We start from the raw sequence: 16,010 nt of genomic DNA on the forward strand, positions 1-16,010 counted from the left end.
GTGGTGAAGGAAATTGAATCAACAAACAAACGAACCATGGTGGAAAAAAGCAGTGGTCTATCAAATTTATCCGAAGAGCTTTTTAGATACAACGGGCTCTGGTACAGGGGATATCAATGGCGTAACACAAAAGCTCGATTATATCAAAGAACTCGGGGCAGATTGTATTTGGCTCACGCCAATGTATGAGTCCCCGCAGTATGACAACGGCTATGATATTAGTCATTATACAAAAATTCATGATATGTACGGTACAATGGCTGATTTTGAGCACATGCTGAAGGAAGCGCATGAACGAGGAATACGAGTCATCATGGATCTAGCCGTCAATCATACATCCATTTTCCATGAGTGGTTTCAAGCCTCGCGCAAGTCAAAGGATAACCCATATCGAGATTATTATATTTGGAAGGAGCCAAAGGCGGATGGATCGCCGCCAAATGATTGGCAGTCAAAATTTGGCGGCCCAGCCTGGGAGCTAGATGAAACAACTGGAGACTATTATCTTCATCTATACGATGTCACCCAGGCGGATCTCAATTGGGAGCATGATGAGGTGCGCAGGCAAGTATATGATATTATGCATTTTTGGTTTGAGAAAGGAATTGATGGATTTAGGCTGGATGTCATCAACAACATCTCGAAGGATCAACGCTTCCTAGATGATGCCGGGCAATCAGTGCAGGGGGACGGCCGTATGTACTATACGGACGGTCCAAGAATTCATGAGTTTCTGCATGAAATGAATCAGGAGGTTTTTTCGAAATATGACAGCATGACCGTTGGGGAGATGTCTTCAACGAATATCGCAGATTGCATTCGGTATACAAGACCTGATCGGCAGGAGCTAGATATGACGTTTAACTTTCATCATTTAAAGGTGGATTATCCAAATGGTGAAAAATGGGCCATCGCGCCATTTGATTTTCAGGAATTAAAGTCGATTCTGTCTGAATGGCAGACGAAAATGCATGAGGGTGGCGGCTGGAATGCGCTGTTCTGGTGCAATCACGATCAGCCGCGTATCGTCTCAAGGTACGGTGATGATGGCACGTATCATCAGGAATCAGCGAAGATGCTGGCGACCACAATTCATCTCATGCAAGGGACTCCGTATATTTATCAAGGGGAAGAAATTGGCATGAAGAATCCCCGCTTTGAGAACATTTCGTCTTACCGCGATATTGAATCATTGAATATGTACGAAGTCATGCTTGAAAAAGGAAAAACAGAGGAAGAAGCACTAGCAATTCTACAGGTCAAATCAAGAGACAACGCCCGGACACCAATGCAATGGACATCAGAAAAAAATGTAGGCTTCACCAAAGGAACGCCTTGGATTGAACCAGCCAATCATGATATTTCAGTGGAGGCCTCATTAAAAGACAGGACCTCGATTTTCTATCATTATCAGGCTCTTTGCAGGCTGCGTAAAGAATATGATGTGATCACGTATGGCAGCTTCACATTACTCTTGGCAGAAGATCCAAAGGTTTTTGCCTATTTGAGAGAAAGCAATGATGAGAAGATCCTCGTGATCAACCACTTTTATGCAGGGGAGGCGGAATTTACGCTTCCTGATGAGCTTATGCAGGCTATAGATGAGATGGAGGGGCAGGTCCTGTTATCCAATTATGAGGATGTGCCGGCAGATATCAAGGGATTTACGTTGCGTCCATATGAGTCAATCGTTTATCATTTAACCAAACGCTAGAAAAATGGGGCGGAGGGAAAATGAAAGAGAATAAGTTCCGAGTGATTTATGATCAGCTCGCAAAACGAATTGAACAAGGTGAATGGCAGGATAAAGGCATCCTCCCATCAGAGCATGAGCTGTCCTTAATGTATGACACGTCCCGTGAAACGGTGAGAAAGGCATTAAATATTCTTGTGCAAAATGGCTATATCCAAAAAATCCGCGGGAAAGGCTCTGTATTGCTGAATCGCGAGAAAATGCAGTTCCCTGTGTCAGGTCTCGTCAGCTTTAAAGAGCTTTCTCAAACGCTTGGCCGGAAGACGGTCACAACGGTTCATGAATTTGGTTTAATCAAACCGGATCAATATATTCAGTCTCAGCTGAAAATAAGTGGGCAGGAAGACGTCTGGGAAGTCATTCGCTCTCGCAATATTAGCGGGGAAGAAGTCATTTTAGACAAGGATTATTTTTTGCAAAAGCATGTGCAGACACTGTCTAAGGACATATGCGAAGGATCGATTTATGAATATATTGAAGGAGAACTCGGTGTATCGATTAGCTATGCTCAAAAGGAATTTGTGGTAGAGCCATGTACAGAAGAGGATGCCAAGTATCTTGATTTAAATGGGTTTGACCATGTCGTAGTGGTGAAGAATTATGTATTCTTGGAGGATACGAGTCTATTCCAATACACAGAAAGCCGTCACCGATTAGACCGCTTTAGATTCGTCGATTTTGCAAGAAGAGAAAAAATGGACAGAGTATAGGCTCTGTCCATTTTAGGTTTTGGGAGAAACATGGGGAGATAGAACGAATAGATCACTATTTTCAGGAGGAAAGATGATTAGACTAAATAGATCACTAAAATTACGGGATTTAGAAATTTTTAACGTGATGAAAGATCATCAAATTTTATGTTACGTCATTATTGAAGATACTCGAAAACCATTTACGGAAGAGGATAGAAAACTAGAGCCGTTATGTTATATGGATGAAGAGGACATTCAAGCGTATTTGAATGTGTTTCATATTTCCATTATTAGTGATGAAACATTAAGTGAAGAGGATTTAACGCTTGTCAAATCGTACTTTGCTGATTTTGTCAATAATACGAACTTAACGAATTTTATAACGAGAGAATATGTTCAAAAGGATTTATATGCCATCGATGATGAAGATGACATCACGTTCTTTAATAGAATGCTGCGTCATATAGGGTCAGATGATGTGAAAGAGTTTGATGACCGCAATTGGATTTATTTATCCCAAGATTGATAGTGAGATGCAAAAAGGACAGAGCCGACGCTCTGTCCTTTTCTTTTAAGATGATACTTTGTTCCGTGTGCGCTTGCGCTGGTAGTAATAAAGGATACCGCCAGAGGCGAGCATGAGCAGGCCAATCAATACAGCTGTATACATCATCGTTGCGGTATTCGGCAGTGTGCCTCCTGGCATGCCGCTTCCATCCTGACCTGGATCCGATCCGCCTGGAGCAGAAGTTCCGCCGTCTCCACCAGTTTCATCTGGCGCTTGTTCAGCTGCTTCGCTTTGATTGAGTACGGTGTATTCGCTAAAGTGCTTGGTTTGACCTGATACGACCCCATTTTCGAACGATCCGTTACTTGTTTTGGTATAACGATTTTTCTTACGATCTACATAATAAACACTAGGTTTCTTCGCTTTTTCAGGCTCGTCTAAAGTAAAGGAGAGCGTAACAGGATCTTTAAAGGTAGAAACCTTTTTCTGGTCTTGTTTGATTTGGAAATCATACGTATCCGTTAATGCGTTTTTCACCTTAGCTGTCTTTGTCATCTGTATATCTGCGTTTTTCTCTGACAAATTGGAAAGCGGTAATGTGAGTCCCGCCTTGTCATGATAGATAGTGACGTTTGGATCTTGCTCTCTTTTCTTCAGCTCGGCTACTTGCGTTTTTGATAGAGACAATTGAACGTTCTTCTCTTTGCTCGCTTTGTCTAAATAGAGCAATGCTTTGTTTGTATGCTGCACATACGTTTGGAATTTCTCATCATCTTGAATGTCATAGGCGCCTTTTCCTTTCGCGCGAGGAAGGAACACTTCTTTCACCCGATGATCGATGACAGGAGAAATATGACCGTCTGCTTTTTCAATTTGCTGTTTAAAGATTTCATAGTCAACATAGCCTAAATCTTCTCCATGAGAGGCTTCTGTAAAGACACTGTATCCGTCACCGCCTGTGCCAACAAATGCGTTAGTCGCCACGCGGTATGTTTTCTGATCATCAATGTCAGTCAGGTTGCCCTTTTGATCCTTCAGTTTGACATCAATCAGTCTACTGCCAGCTGGTTTACTCAGTGTAAACGTATATTCAATTCCGGCCACATGAGGGAATGCGCCTCCGCCTTCCTCAATACCTGACAGCCCCTGTTCGAGCGCTTTCTTAATTTGACTGCCCTTTAAATCTGCGACATACAGTGTGTTTCCGAAAGGCATGACCGTTAAAATATCACCTAAAGTGATATCGCCTTTTTCAATGCTACCTCGAATACCACCACCGTTTGTGATGGCAAGGTCAGCACCAGCAGATTCCTGCGCTTTCTCAAGCATACCATCGGCAATAAAGTTCCCAAGATTCGTTTCCTTCGCACGGACGTGCTCACGTTGTCCGTCTAAGAGGACATCGGTAGACCCGACTTTTTCTGTTTTTAAATCTTGAATATCTGCTTTGTACTGATCAAGGATCGCTTTTGCGTCCGCATCTTCTTTGACAGAGTCATCAATCGTGATGAGGTCAAATGAGGATTCTTTTGGCTGTACGATCCCTTTTTGATCAAAGGCCACGTCTACTTTCCCTAAAAATTGTCCGTAGTCTTTCACCTGCGCGACAATCGTCGGTTCTTTCTTATTGACGACCTTTAATTTTTCAACAAGGGTGTGCGTGTGACCGCCAATAATTAAATCAATGCCATCCACTTTTTGAGCCAGTTCTAGATCACGGTTATAGCCGATGTGTGTTAAAGCAATGATTTTATTGATTTTTTCTTCTGTTTGAATGGTGTTGACTGTGTCTTTTGCTTTCTTGTACGCATCTTTAAATTGAATGTTAGGGCCGCTGCTTGATGTAATGGCGGTATCTTCAGTGGTTAAGCCAAATACTGCCACCTTTTCACCGTTTACATCAAGCAGGATGTAAGGGTAAATCCCAGCTTCTTTTTTCTCACCAGCTTTAAATGAGGCTGGTTTTTTCACTAAGTCGCTTAATTGTTTTTCCTTAGAGACATCAACGTTTGATGACACGACCGGGAATTGAGGCTTTTCAAATTGATGACGGTTTTTCGCATCTACATCGGATGCATCACCTGTCAGGAATTGACGAAGAACAGAAGGACCTTTGTCAAATTCATGATTACCAAACGTCATGGCATCGTATTTCATTAGGTTCATCAATTTCAGGTCGGCAAGTCCTTGCCATTTTGTGAAATAGAGGTCACCAGAGAAGACATCCCCAGCATCTAATAAAATATTGTTTTCGCTTTGGGCACGAACTTCTTTAATCTTTGTGGCGCGTCTTGCCGCATCATCAAGGTGGGCATGCGTATCGTTTGTATGCATCACCGTTAAATGCCAGTTGTCTGTTGCAGGCGGTTCTGTTGTCCCATCTTCTTTAAAGGCTAGCTTGTACACGCCAAGTCCGTCTGTGCTGGCATTACGAACAAAGTCTACGCTACTTGATTTTTCAGCAAATGGTTTTGCCAATACAGATGATTCAAAAGTGACTGTCGCGCCTTTTATTGGTGCAATGGACCAGTTTTGATCCGCACTTGGGTTAATGGTTTTTTGTTCAATAATGTAATCCATCAGCACTTGGCGGTTCTCATCTGCTGAGGCGAGCACGACTTTATCTTGCGTGAGATGCGGGAAGCCTCCGCCGCCAGATGCACGATAGTTGTTTGTCACGACTAAAAATTCTTGATTGTCAGAAACAGGTTTTCCATTGTAAGACAAGTTTTTGATGCGGTTCGCACTAGCGTTAACAAGTGTGCCTGTTGTGCTGTATTTAGCAGGCTGCGTCACATCGACTTGATAGGTGACACCATCGATCACATCAAAATTATATGAGCGGTATTCTTCGTTTAAAATAGGCTGTTCTGTTGAATCGTTTGGTTTGATTTGGTTAAATTGTCCGGCAGACATCTCTAACCAGTCTTTCACTTCACTACCTTTCAGTTTCACTATCTGTACAGTGTTATCGTAAAGGTAGAGATCACCGATGTTTTTAATCGCTAAATCACCTTTTGCGATATTTGTATAATAGTTCACACCATTGCGTCCGCCGGCTTTAAATGGCGCACCCGCAGAGAGGATTGGCAAGTTTTTGTACGAAGTATCTTTCATTTTTTCTTGTGCATACCATTTCTGGGCATCTGTCACGATTTGAATGGAAGGGTCATCCATCACTTGAGCAAAAAAGCTGTTAATGTCTGCCTCTGTTTTACCAACAGGCTTTCTGACGTAATCCAGGGTGTTTTGGTGAGTTGTTTGAATGGCATCTTTCACTGTACTGTTTTGAGATGTCACCCCAGCAACGGATTCGATTTTGCCTGTTCCGTCTGTGACTTTCCAGTTGCTGCCGTCTGGCTCTAATGTTAAATCAATGACCCCGAGATAGCTTCCCCAGTTTTTTGACATGACGACAGGAATGCCATTAATGGTTCCCTTTGCGACATCAAATTTGTCTACCCCGCTATATTCAGCACTTGGGAATGTGCCATGCTGGTGACCAGACACAATCGCATCAATGCCTTTTGTTTTCGTGGCAAGGTCAAAAATCATATTTTCTGATCCTTTAGGAGAAGCCGTTTTTTCAATTCCTGTATGGGCAAGAGCGACGATGACATCTGCGCCTTTTGCCTTCATTTCAGGGATGGTTTCATTGGCAGATTCGACGATATCCTGCACTTGAACTTGTCCATCTAAATGCTTTTTATCCCACGTCATAATTTGTGGTGGAACGAATCCTATGTAACCGACTTTCACAGTTTGTGAGGCTCCGTTTGCATCTTTAAACGTTTTATCTTGGATCACATAAGGCGTGAATCGGTGTTCTCCATTTAACTTTTTGACGTTCGCATTAACAATCGGGAAGTTAGCGCCCGAAATGGTCCCGTCAAGAAAGGATAAACCGTAGTTAAATTCATGATTGCCAAGTGTTCCTGCATCGTATTTTAGTTTGTTGAGTGTATGAATAATGGGGTGAACCTTTGATTGATTGATGATGCTGTCTTTCTCATTTTTATAAACGTATTCTCCAAGAGGGGTTCCTTGAATCAGGTCTCCGTTATCAACAAGGAGTGTATTAGGATTTTGTGAACGGTGTTTTTCAATCAGTTCAGCTGTTTTCGCCAAACCAAATTCATTTGTTTCTTTGTCGCTGTAATAATCGTAATTCATCATGTTTGCATGAACATCCGTTGTGGCTAAGATGCTGATCTTTACGGCTTTGCCGTTTTCTGTTTCTGCATGAGTAGGTACTGCTGGGAGAATGAGACTAATCATCATAATGGAAGTGAGCAGAATAGACAGGTTTTTCCTTCGTTTAGACCTATGTGTTAGCTTCTTCACCTGATCTCCGCCTTTCTAATTTTTTTGACCACAATACCTATTGTAGAAATGTTTCGTTAACTTTTGTAGTTATTTTTTGCAGATTATTGTAAAGATAACATAAATCATACGAATTACCTTGTTAAGGGAAAGGGAATGAGTCTTAATACTTATTTTTATCATAAGGGGTTTTCTGATAGGGATAGGATGTTTGATTTTATCGCGGCCGGGTATATTATGTAGTGTACACGATAATCAAGCAGGAGGGTTTCTACATGGGTAAGAAAATTGCAGTTGTATTAACAGATTACTTTGAGGATGTTGAATTCACCGAGCCTGCAAAAGCCTTTAAAGACGCAGGCCATGAAATCACAGTCATTGAAAACGAAAAAGGCAAAACAGTGAAAGGGAAGCAAGGAGAGGCAGAAGTAAGAGTGGATGCGTCCATTGATAACGTGAAGCCGGAAGACTTCGATGCACTTCTGATTCCTGGCGGTTTCTCACCAGACATTTTGCGTGCAGATGATCGCTACGTTCAATTTACAAAAGCATTTATGGACGAGAAAAAACCAGTATTTGCGATCTGCCACGGACCGCAATTGCTCATTACAGCGAAGACGCTCGAAGGCAGAGGAGCAACTGGCTATACATCCATTCAAGTAGATATGGAAAACGCAGGCGCCAAATTTAAAGACGAAGAAGTTGTCGTTTGTCAGGATCAGCTTGTGACAAGCCGGACACCTGATGATATTCCAGCATTTAACCGTGAATCATTAAAACTGCTTGCGAAATAAGGAGTAGTTATGACAGGATAAAAAAGCCAGCACCTTGCGGGGGTGCTGGCTTTTTCTTCATGATTTAAGGAAACTCCTGGCAGACCGCAAAGAAGGTCCCTGATGCATCATTATTTTCTTAAGTTTTTCAGTTCGCTTGCGATGGCTTGCATTTCACTTGGGCTGAATGAAGATTTTTTCATCACCATTTGGTGAAGAAATTCGATATCTTCGTACTTGTCTGGACTGAAGTCCTCGGCTTTGATGACCCCAATGTTCAGCATATTTAACTTTTGCGAAATGTCTTCAATCAGCTGATTGACTTCAGCCGCTTTTTGCTCTGACAAGGGCGGCACGTCCTTTCCTACATATGTGTCGAATAATATGTCTATTTTAACAGAAATGAAAAAGAATAAAAGGGCTATTAAGACGACACGGAGATGTTTTTCTCCTTTTTCTCCTGCTTGATCTTCTCAATGATTCGTTTCGATTCAAACACGACAACCCCTGATAAACCAATCAGTCCAATTAAGTTTGGAATGGCCATCAGCCCATTGAGCATATCTGCCAAGCCCCATACGAAGTCATTCTTAAATACGGCACCGAAAAAGACGGCCATCACAAACACGATCCGATAATACATGACATACGAATCCTTCGCCAAATATGTAAAGCATTTCTCTCCATAATACGACCAGCCAATGATGGTTGAATAAGCAAACAAAAGTAGCCCGATTGCCACAATGGTTGAACCGATTGGACCAAGAAAATGAGCAAAGGATACAGAGGTCAGGGCATCGCTTTTTTCTGTTAAATACATATCTGCCATGACAATGGTGATACCAGTAATAGAACAAACAATGATTGTATCAATAAATACTTGTGTCATAGATACGAGAGCTTGCCTTGCAGGCATATCCGTTTTGGCAGCAGCTGCCGCAATTGGTGCGGATCCAAGACCTGCTTCGTTTGAAAAGACTCCTCGTGCTACACCCCAGCGAATGACAGTTCCAATGGCACCGCCTGCCACGGCTTGACCAGTAAAGGCATCAGAGAAAATGAGACCAACTGCTCCCGGCACAAGATCAGCATTCATGACAAGAATGATGAGTCCGCAAATGACATAAAATAAAGCCATGACTGGTACAAAAATAGATGTGACACGGCCGATGCTTTTAATTCCCCCTAAAATGACAAGTGCCGTAAAAGCCGTAATGATGATACCTGTCACCCAGGTTGGAATTTGAAAGGTGGAATTCATAACCCCTGAGATTGAATTTGATTGCACTAGGTTGCCGATTCCAAAGGCAGCACTGGCACCAAAAACGGCAAATAGCACCCCGAGCCATTTTTGCTTCAAGCCATGCTCTAAATAATACATAGGGCCACCAGACATTTCACCTTTTTCATTTTTGACCCGGTATTTAACGGCAAGAACAGCTTCCGCAAATTTAGTGGCCATCCCGAAAAATGCAGCAAACCACATCCAAAATACAGCACCAGGTCCACCAGCGATGACAGCTGAAGCAACACCTACGATATTCCCTGTACCGACAGTTGCAGCAAGAGCCGTCATTAACGCTTGGAAATGGGAGATATCTCCTTCTGAAGTTTTGTCTTGTTTAGAAAAAGCGAGCTTTAAAGAATAAGGAAGTAATCTAATTTGAATGAAGAGAATCCGAAAGGTGAGGTATATTCCAGTACCAACAATTAAAATCAACAGGGGAGGCCCCCACAAAAAATTGTTCATCGTCGTGACAAACTGCTCAATAATTCCCATCAAATATCCCCCTTTGTTTATGTAATTCTACTAAAGTTTCTCCTGTCTTTGTATATTTTGTCAATGCCGATGAGAGCTTTTCTTGCAAAGTTTCCAAAAGAAAAAGGGCTTGGTATGATAGAGAAAAGGTTTTCGAAAGAGACTCTTAGGGAAAAGATAGGAGGAGAATGAAGGATGATTCATGTATTATTCGTGTGTCTTGGCAATATTTGCAGGTCACCGATGGCAGAGGCTATGTTTAGAAAACGAGTAGAAGATGAAGGGCTGAGTGAACACTTTGTCATTGATTCAGCAGGCATTGGCGGCTGGCATCAAGGCAGCCCTCCGCATGAGGGAACAAGAAAGCTGCTTGAAGAAAAAGGCATCAGCTATGAAGGGATGACGGCAAGACAAATCATGGATGAGGACATCAAAACATACGATTATATCATTGCAATGGATGCTGAAAATGTAGGAGCACTCCGCAGTATAGCCGGCTATGGGAAACATCACTTTATTGGCCGTCTTCTTGACTTTGTAGAAGACGACGATCGAGATGATGTGCCAGATCCTTATTACACAGGGAACTTCGAGGAAGTACATGATTTAATTGAAACAGGAATTGACCATTTTTTAACGTATGTAAAGAAAGAGAAACACCTTTAACTGAAAGGAGATCAGACGAGATGGAAGAGAAAAATCAAATCGTGCTTCGAGGAGCTCTTATAGGAGCTGCGTGCGGTGCATTGCTGACATTATTTCATCGACCAACGAGAATCGCGCTCAAAGACAAATGGAATGACTGCCAGCAAAAGCTGGAAGAATACCGGCAAGAGCCAGGCAGAGTATCTGCTTGTGTGAAAGAAAAAATGGAAGAAACGAAGCAGCTGATGCGAACGGTCTCAGATGATTTGTCATTTTTAAATGAGCAGGTGAATCAGTTAAAGGAAACAACCCCAAAGGTATTAGAAATTATTGAAGAAACAAAGGATCACTTTCGATCTAAACCGAAAGATTGATCATTGGAGATGAGGCGTATGGGTTTTGTAAAAGCGTTAATTGAACGCTTTTTGCTGCATGAAGGACCGGCAAAATCTGCTGAGCTTGCGTATTTCTTTTTGCTTTCATTATTTCCGTTTCTCATCTTCGTTTTGACGCTGGTTGGGTATTTGCCGCTGACGTCAAAGGATGTCCTAAACGTGATTTCTGGTTATGCGCCAGAGGGAGCGCTCTCGATGATTGAATCCATTGCCGAACAGACGTTGAATAACCGAAACGGCGGGTTATTGTCATTCGGGATTATTGCCGCTCTTTGGTCTGCATCTAACGGCATTAATGCCGTCGTCAGAGCTTTTAACCATGCTTACGAAGTTGAGGAAAATCGTTCCTTCATTCTCGTACGTTTAACATCGATTATCTTAACGATTGCGATGGTTTTGACCATTATTTTTGCCTTAATGCTGCCTGTCTTCGGAAAAGAACTTGGCTTATTTGTGGCTAAATTAGTCGGGCAGTCAGATGCCTTTCTCACTATTTGGACTGCCATGAGATGGATCATTAGCCCGCTGATTTTATTGTTTGTTTTTACATCTTTGTACTATTTTGCTCCAAACATCAGGCTGAAACTGAAATTTGTTCTGCCAGGCGCAATTTTTGCGTCGATTGGATGGATTCTGGTCAGCATGCTGTTCTCATTTTACGTAGGCGAATTTGCCAACTACAGTGCAATGTACGGAAGCATCGGGGGAATCATTATTTTGATGATCTGGTTTTATTTAACCGGCATTATGATTATCCTCGGAGGCGAGCTCAATGCGCTTTTACATAAGCGTAAAATCGTACCAGGCAAGCTGTAAAGAAAACAGGGCATCCTAAAGAAGAACGAACATGTTCAATCTTGATGGATGGGGGAACCACATATGTCCAAACAATCGAAAAAAGGCGGAAGCAACACAAAACAAAACAAAGGCCATCAGCCAAAGCACAAAACAAGCGGCAGTGCGAACGGACAAAATGGATACCATTAAATGAAAAAAGCTCCTCTGCATGGCGCAGGGGAGCTTTTTATTTTAACGTCGTATATATCGTTTAAGGACAAAGGCTGTATCAGTCTTGGGCTGATAGTGAGGGTCGAGCTGGAACCCGGCTTTCATCGCTACACGTTCACTTCGAACATGACCAACAGGACAAAAAATGTCAAATCCATCAAGTTCATGGGCAAATTCTTCTGTCATATATTTCACTGTTTTCGTCACGATACCTTGCCCTTGCGCGTCCTGATGAATCCAATAACCGATATTGCCTATATTCTGATAAAACGTCAGGCGGAACACACCGATTAATTGCTTGTTCAGCTTGATGCCAGCTTCTATCCCTTTTTGTTCAGCGTAGACGTTGTGAGTCGATTGAATAAACGTTTTGACATCTTCTATGCCTTTGCAGCGATGAACCCAAGGCAGCCATTTTCCTAAGTGAGTCTTATTCTCTTGAATGAGGGTAAATAAGATGTCCGCCTCATCTAATTGCAAAGTTTCCAAAGTCAATTCATTTGTGATCCCATAAGTAAACAAAAGCTTCCCCCCTCCATTTTAATGAGATTCCGCCACTGCTGTCGTTTTCCCAAATCGAACGCAGCAAAACACAAATAAAATCACGATGCTGACAAGGTAAAGTAAATTCATCCCCTCAAACGTTTGAACAAAGATGCCTCCAAGAACTGGTCCAAGAATACTGCCTGCACTAAACGCCATCCCGCACATTAAATTACCGGCAGGAAGCAGATGCTTTGGCAATAAGTCGGTCATATAACTGATGCCAAGTGAGAAGGTGGAGCCTACAGCCATTCCGGCAATAAAGAAACAAATCGCCACAGCCAAAACCGATTGAATAAAAATCCCTGCCAAAAGGAAAAAGAATGATCCAGCGAGTGTGACACATAAAATGATGCGGCGTCTGCCAAACCGGTCGCTCAGCATCCCGAGAGGCAGCTGAAAGACAATGCTTCCAATGGCAAACGCAGGTAAAATAAATGCAACAGCATCTATCGTCACCCCGCTTCTAAGTGCATACACAGGGAAGTTACTATTGAGCGTCGTTTCTAAAAACCCATAGCAAAAGGGCATCATAAAGGCGACCCAGCCAAATTGAAAAGCTTTTTTAAAGCGCTTCAAACTGGTTGTCTGCTCTGATGTCTGCACTTCGCCCGTATCTGGATATGTATTTTTTAACACAAACACAAGCAGCCAAATACTTAAACTAACGGCCCCAGAAACGATAAAGGGTAAAGATGGATTGATCTCAATGAGTGGCGTTAAAAAAGGCCCAGCGGCAAAACCGAGTCCAAAGGATAACCCGTACAAGGAAATATTTCGTCCACGATTTCTAGATGACGACGCATAGGTCACCCACGTCTGTGTGGAGAAATGTAGCATATGGTCACCAATCCCGATCATAAGCCGTAGGAAGAACCAGACGACATAAGATTCAAAAAACACAAAGCTAAATAAGCTCAAAAAGACAGCAGCGCCTCCAATGACGATTAATGGCTTAAACCCAAACCGGCGAAGCGGTGCTTCCATAAAAGGAGACGCAAGCAGCACGCCGAGATATAAGCCCGTGGCATGCAGTCCGTTTAACGTAGGAGAAGTGCCGGCATGTTCGAAAATAATCGAAATGACAGGCAGTAACGCTCCCTGTGAAAAGCCCGATACAGATACAAGTAAAATTAAAATCATAAAATGAATTCTCGACATAAGAAGCTCCTTACAAGTTCATGCTTTCATCGTACAATGGAACCATAGGGGTTTCAATAGAAAGGTGGTAAAGGAATGAAGCTGACATACGACAATGATCGGTGGGTGGCACATGCCGATTACGGGCAACTGCATATTTCAGGAAAAGAAGAAGGGGGATACCGGCCATATCAATTGTTCACCGCAGCGATTGCAGGCTGCTTTGGAGAAATGCTTACTCATGTTTGCCGGAAAAAACGAATATCCTATGAAGGGCTCACCATCACATCTGAAACGACAAGAGCAGGAGCTGTCAACAACATTTCCCGCATTCATTTACATATTTTATTTGAAAACATCAGCATATCGAATGAACAAATAGATAAAGTGATAAAGCTTGCATTGAAGCATTGTTCGATGGTGCAGTCCGTAAAAGGAAAGATTGAGATCACCTTCTCACACGAGTGAAACTACATGTATACGAAGCCGGCACTCACGAAAGAATAACAGTCAGACAGATGTAAAGGAGAATGGCTGTATGAATCGTTTGTTTCTTGTGATTGTCGCAATCGGTGTTCCGCTATCTGTGATTGGCAGTTTTCTTCATTTCCCGCAGGTCGTCATGTTTGCCGTTTATTGTATCGCAATTATCGGTCTTGCTAGTTTTATGGGAAGAGCCACAGAAAGTCTTGCCATCATTGCGGGACCAAGAATTGGCGGATTATTAAACGCCACATTTGGAAATGCAGTGGAGTTAATCATTTCGTTTTTTGCATTAAAGCAAGGATTGACGGCAATTGTTCTTGCTTCATTAACTGGATCGGTCATCGGGAATTTACTGCTTGTGGCAGGGCTGTCTTTTTTCGTTGGCGGGTTAAAATATAAACGCCAAGTGTTCAATGTCCATGATGCAAGGCACAACTCCGGCTTGCTCATGTTTGCGATCATTGTGGCGTTTGTCATTCCAGAGGTGTTTTCGATGGAGATGCCAGAGGATCGACAATTTGTTTTAAGTATTGGCATTAGCATTGTCATGATTTTGCTTTATGTTGCAGCGCTTTATTTCAAGCTGGTGAGCCATCGTGGTGTCTATGTCGCCAAGCAGGAGAGTATGGAAGGTCAAGCAGAGGAAGAAACACCTGAATGGTCCGGGAAGTTTGCCACTGTGATTTTGCTGCTTGCGACCATTGCAGTTGCGTACATTTCAGAACGGCTCGTTCATACATTTGATACGGTGGGAGAGCAATTTGGCTGGAGTGAGCTGTTTATCGGGGTCATTATTGTCGCCATCGTCGGCAATGCAGCAGAGCATGCCTCTGCTGTCATCATGGCGTATAAAAACAAAATGGATGTAGCAGTGGAAATTGCCTTTGGCTCCACCCTTCAGGTTGCGATGATGGTTGCGCCAATTCTTGTCATCAGCTCGCTTTTTTTCGATAAACAGATGCCGCTTATTTTCTCCTTACCAGAACTGATTGCGATGGCATCCTCTGTGTTACTCACGGTCATTTTATCAAATGACGGTGATACAAACTGGTTTGAAGGCGCCACATTACTCGCTGCCTATTTCATTATGGCGATTGGATTTTTCCTTTTATAATCTTTTGTGGATAAGGGACGTCTTTCGGGAAAATACTATGGAAAAATGAATGAGAAAGAGTGATGATATGAAAAAGATGCCCCGCATCATGTTTGTTGTTCTCTTATCCTTAAGTTTTCTATACAGCCTTTCAGCAGAGGCGGCGAAGCCATTTAAGGTGCCATCCTCTGTCGCCAGTATTTCAAAGGAAAATACGTATCCAAATGCGTCACAAGATCAACCGTTGCTCCAACCAAGCGAGCTGACGGCTGAATTATTTAAAACAACAAGTGTACCAATTGAAAATACACATTTGATTAAAATGCTGAATGAATCCAGCATCTCAGGTACACCGCTAGCAGTTGGCTACAGGGCAACGATTTTTCTTGGAAGATGGGCACTCAGCTACGATTCAAACGAAACCGTCGCCAATTGGGAATACAAAAAAGTGAACACGAATCACATTGATAACAGAGGCGGAAACAAAACAGCCATCGGCAAATATGTGCAAAAGCAGCAAGTAAAAGTAAGTGGAGGCCTCACAGCAAAAGTACCAAACCCAGAAGATGTGAAAACATTGATGATGCAAAAAGCCATTCAAAAAACAAAGCTGCCCCTCGCCTTCGACACAGTGATTGGTGCAGGAACAAAGCGAGATCAGTCTTACCATGTTTCTCCGAAAAAAGCAGCTTCGCTTCATGCCTATGCACCAGCCATTAACGAAAAAGGGAAGGTCACATACGGAGAAGTGTACCTTGTACTCAAAGGAAACAAACGCAAACTCGTCGTGAAAAACGTGACCTCACAAGGAATCGGCGCTTGGATCCCTGTTCAGGATCACCTGACGTTTGGGTTTCAAGGGATGAATTAAAACAGTCATCTCCTCTTATCA

General features: G+C 42.6%; 15 protein-coding genes. 10 read left to right on the forward strand and 5 right to left on the reverse strand.

What is annotated here, in order from left to right:
- Positions 1-13 precede the first annotated feature (13 nt).
- From treC to IEE86_RS13690, 3 genes are all read left to right on the forward strand, one after another.
- A complete protein-coding gene (gene treC / locus IEE86_RS13680; RefSeq protein ID WP_191097713.1) occupies positions 14-1,714 on the forward strand; it encodes an alpha,alpha-phosphotrehalase in 1,701 nt (566 codons plus the stop codon).
- A 20-nt stretch (positions 1,715-1,734) separates the two neighbouring features.
- Entirely contained in the window at positions 1,735-2,463 is a 729-nt protein-coding gene (gene treR, locus IEE86_RS13685; protein ID WP_191097714.1) for a trehalose operon repressor, read from the forward strand.
- 73 nt (positions 2,464-2,536) lie between these two features.
- On the forward strand, positions 2,537-2,971 hold the full coding sequence (locus IEE86_RS13690) for a terpene synthase (RefSeq protein ID WP_191097715.1): 435 nt from the start codon (positions 2,537-2,539) through the stop codon (positions 2,969-2,971).
- A gap of 45 nt (positions 2,972-3,016) precedes the next feature.
- On the opposite strand, the gene IEE86_RS13695 is transcribed toward IEE86_RS13690, so the two are convergent.
- Positions 3,017-7,297: a multifunctional 2',3'-cyclic-nucleotide 2'-phosphodiesterase/3'-nucleotidase/5'-nucleotidase gene (locus IEE86_RS13695; RefSeq protein WP_191097716.1), complete on the reverse strand. Its 4,281-nt coding sequence runs from the start codon at positions 7,295-7,297 to the stop codon at positions 3,017-3,019.
- 254 nt (positions 7,298-7,551) lie between these two features.
- Between IEE86_RS13695 and IEE86_RS13700 the strand changes: the two genes are divergently transcribed.
- Positions 7,552-8,070, forward strand: a complete 519-nt coding sequence (locus IEE86_RS13700; protein WP_007496591.1) for a type 1 glutamine amidotransferase domain-containing protein — start codon at positions 7,552-7,554, stop codon at positions 8,068-8,070.
- 110 nt (positions 8,071-8,180) lie between these two features.
- Here IEE86_RS13700 and IEE86_RS13705 read toward each other — a convergent pair whose 3' ends face one another.
- Both IEE86_RS13705 and IEE86_RS13710 read right to left on the reverse strand, forming a co-directional pair.
- Positions 8,181-8,396 (reverse strand): DUF1128 domain-containing protein, encoded by a 216-nt coding sequence (locus IEE86_RS13705; protein WP_003214000.1) that lies wholly within the window; start codon positions 8,394-8,396, stop codon positions 8,181-8,183.
- A gap of 77 nt (positions 8,397-8,473) precedes the next feature.
- The gene (locus tag IEE86_RS13710; RefSeq protein ID WP_191097717.1) at positions 8,474-9,829 is read right to left on the reverse strand and encodes an alanine/glycine:cation symporter family protein; all 1,356 of its coding nucleotides are present in this window, start codon (positions 9,827-9,829) and stop codon (positions 8,474-8,476) included.
- 174 nt (positions 9,830-10,003) lie between these two features.
- On the opposite strand from IEE86_RS13710, the gene IEE86_RS13715 reads away from it, so the two are divergent.
- Genes IEE86_RS13715 through IEE86_RS13725 form a run of 3 tightly spaced genes read left to right on the forward strand, consistent with a single transcriptional unit; the run spans position 10,004 to position 11,664 of the window.
- Entirely contained in the window at positions 10,004-10,474 is a 471-nt protein-coding gene (locus IEE86_RS13715) for a low molecular weight protein-tyrosine-phosphatase (protein ID WP_191097718.1), read from the forward strand.
- 20 nt (positions 10,475-10,494) lie between these two features.
- A complete protein-coding gene (locus tag IEE86_RS13720) occupies positions 10,495-10,827 on the forward strand; it encodes a YtxH domain-containing protein (RefSeq protein ID WP_191097719.1) in 333 nt (110 codons plus the stop codon).
- An 18-nt stretch (positions 10,828-10,845) separates the two neighbouring features.
- The gene (locus tag IEE86_RS13725; protein ID WP_191097720.1) at positions 10,846-11,664 is read left to right on the forward strand and encodes a YihY/virulence factor BrkB family protein; all 819 of its coding nucleotides are present in this window, start codon (positions 10,846-10,848) and stop codon (positions 11,662-11,664) included.
- A 213-nt stretch (positions 11,665-11,877) separates the two neighbouring features.
- On the opposite strand, the gene IEE86_RS13730 is transcribed toward IEE86_RS13725, so the two are convergent.
- Both IEE86_RS13730 and IEE86_RS13735 read right to left on the reverse strand, forming a co-directional pair.
- Positions 11,878-12,378: a GNAT family N-acetyltransferase gene (locus IEE86_RS13730; protein WP_191097721.1), complete on the reverse strand. Its 501-nt coding sequence runs from the start codon at positions 12,376-12,378 to the stop codon at positions 11,878-11,880.
- An 18-nt stretch (positions 12,379-12,396) separates the two neighbouring features.
- Entirely contained in the window at positions 12,397-13,560 is a 1,164-nt protein-coding gene (locus IEE86_RS13735) for an MFS transporter (RefSeq protein ID WP_191097722.1), read from the reverse strand.
- 75 nt (positions 13,561-13,635) lie between these two features.
- Here IEE86_RS13735 and IEE86_RS13740 point away from each other — a divergent pair, with 75 nt between their 5' ends.
- The 3 genes from IEE86_RS13740 to IEE86_RS13750 all read left to right on the forward strand — a co-directional run bounded on the left by IEE86_RS13740 (position 13,636) and on the right by IEE86_RS13750 (position 15,989).
- Entirely contained in the window at positions 13,636-14,007 is a 372-nt protein-coding gene (locus IEE86_RS13740) for an OsmC family protein (protein WP_191097723.1), read from the forward strand.
- A gap of 70 nt (positions 14,008-14,077) precedes the next feature.
- On the forward strand, positions 14,078-15,139 hold the full coding sequence (cax, locus tag IEE86_RS13745) for a calcium/proton exchanger (protein ID WP_191097724.1): 1,062 nt from the start codon (positions 14,078-14,080) through the stop codon (positions 15,137-15,139).
- 67 nt (positions 15,140-15,206) lie between these two features.
- Complete coding sequence (locus IEE86_RS13750; protein WP_191097725.1) at positions 15,207-15,989, forward strand: YfkD family protein; 783 nt, start codon at positions 15,207-15,209, stop codon at positions 15,987-15,989.
- Positions 15,990-16,010 lie beyond the last annotated feature (21 nt).

Source organism: Bacillus crepusculi (assembly GCF_014764715.1).
Lineage (GTDB): Bacteria > Bacillota > Bacilli > Bacillales > Bacillaceae > Bacillus.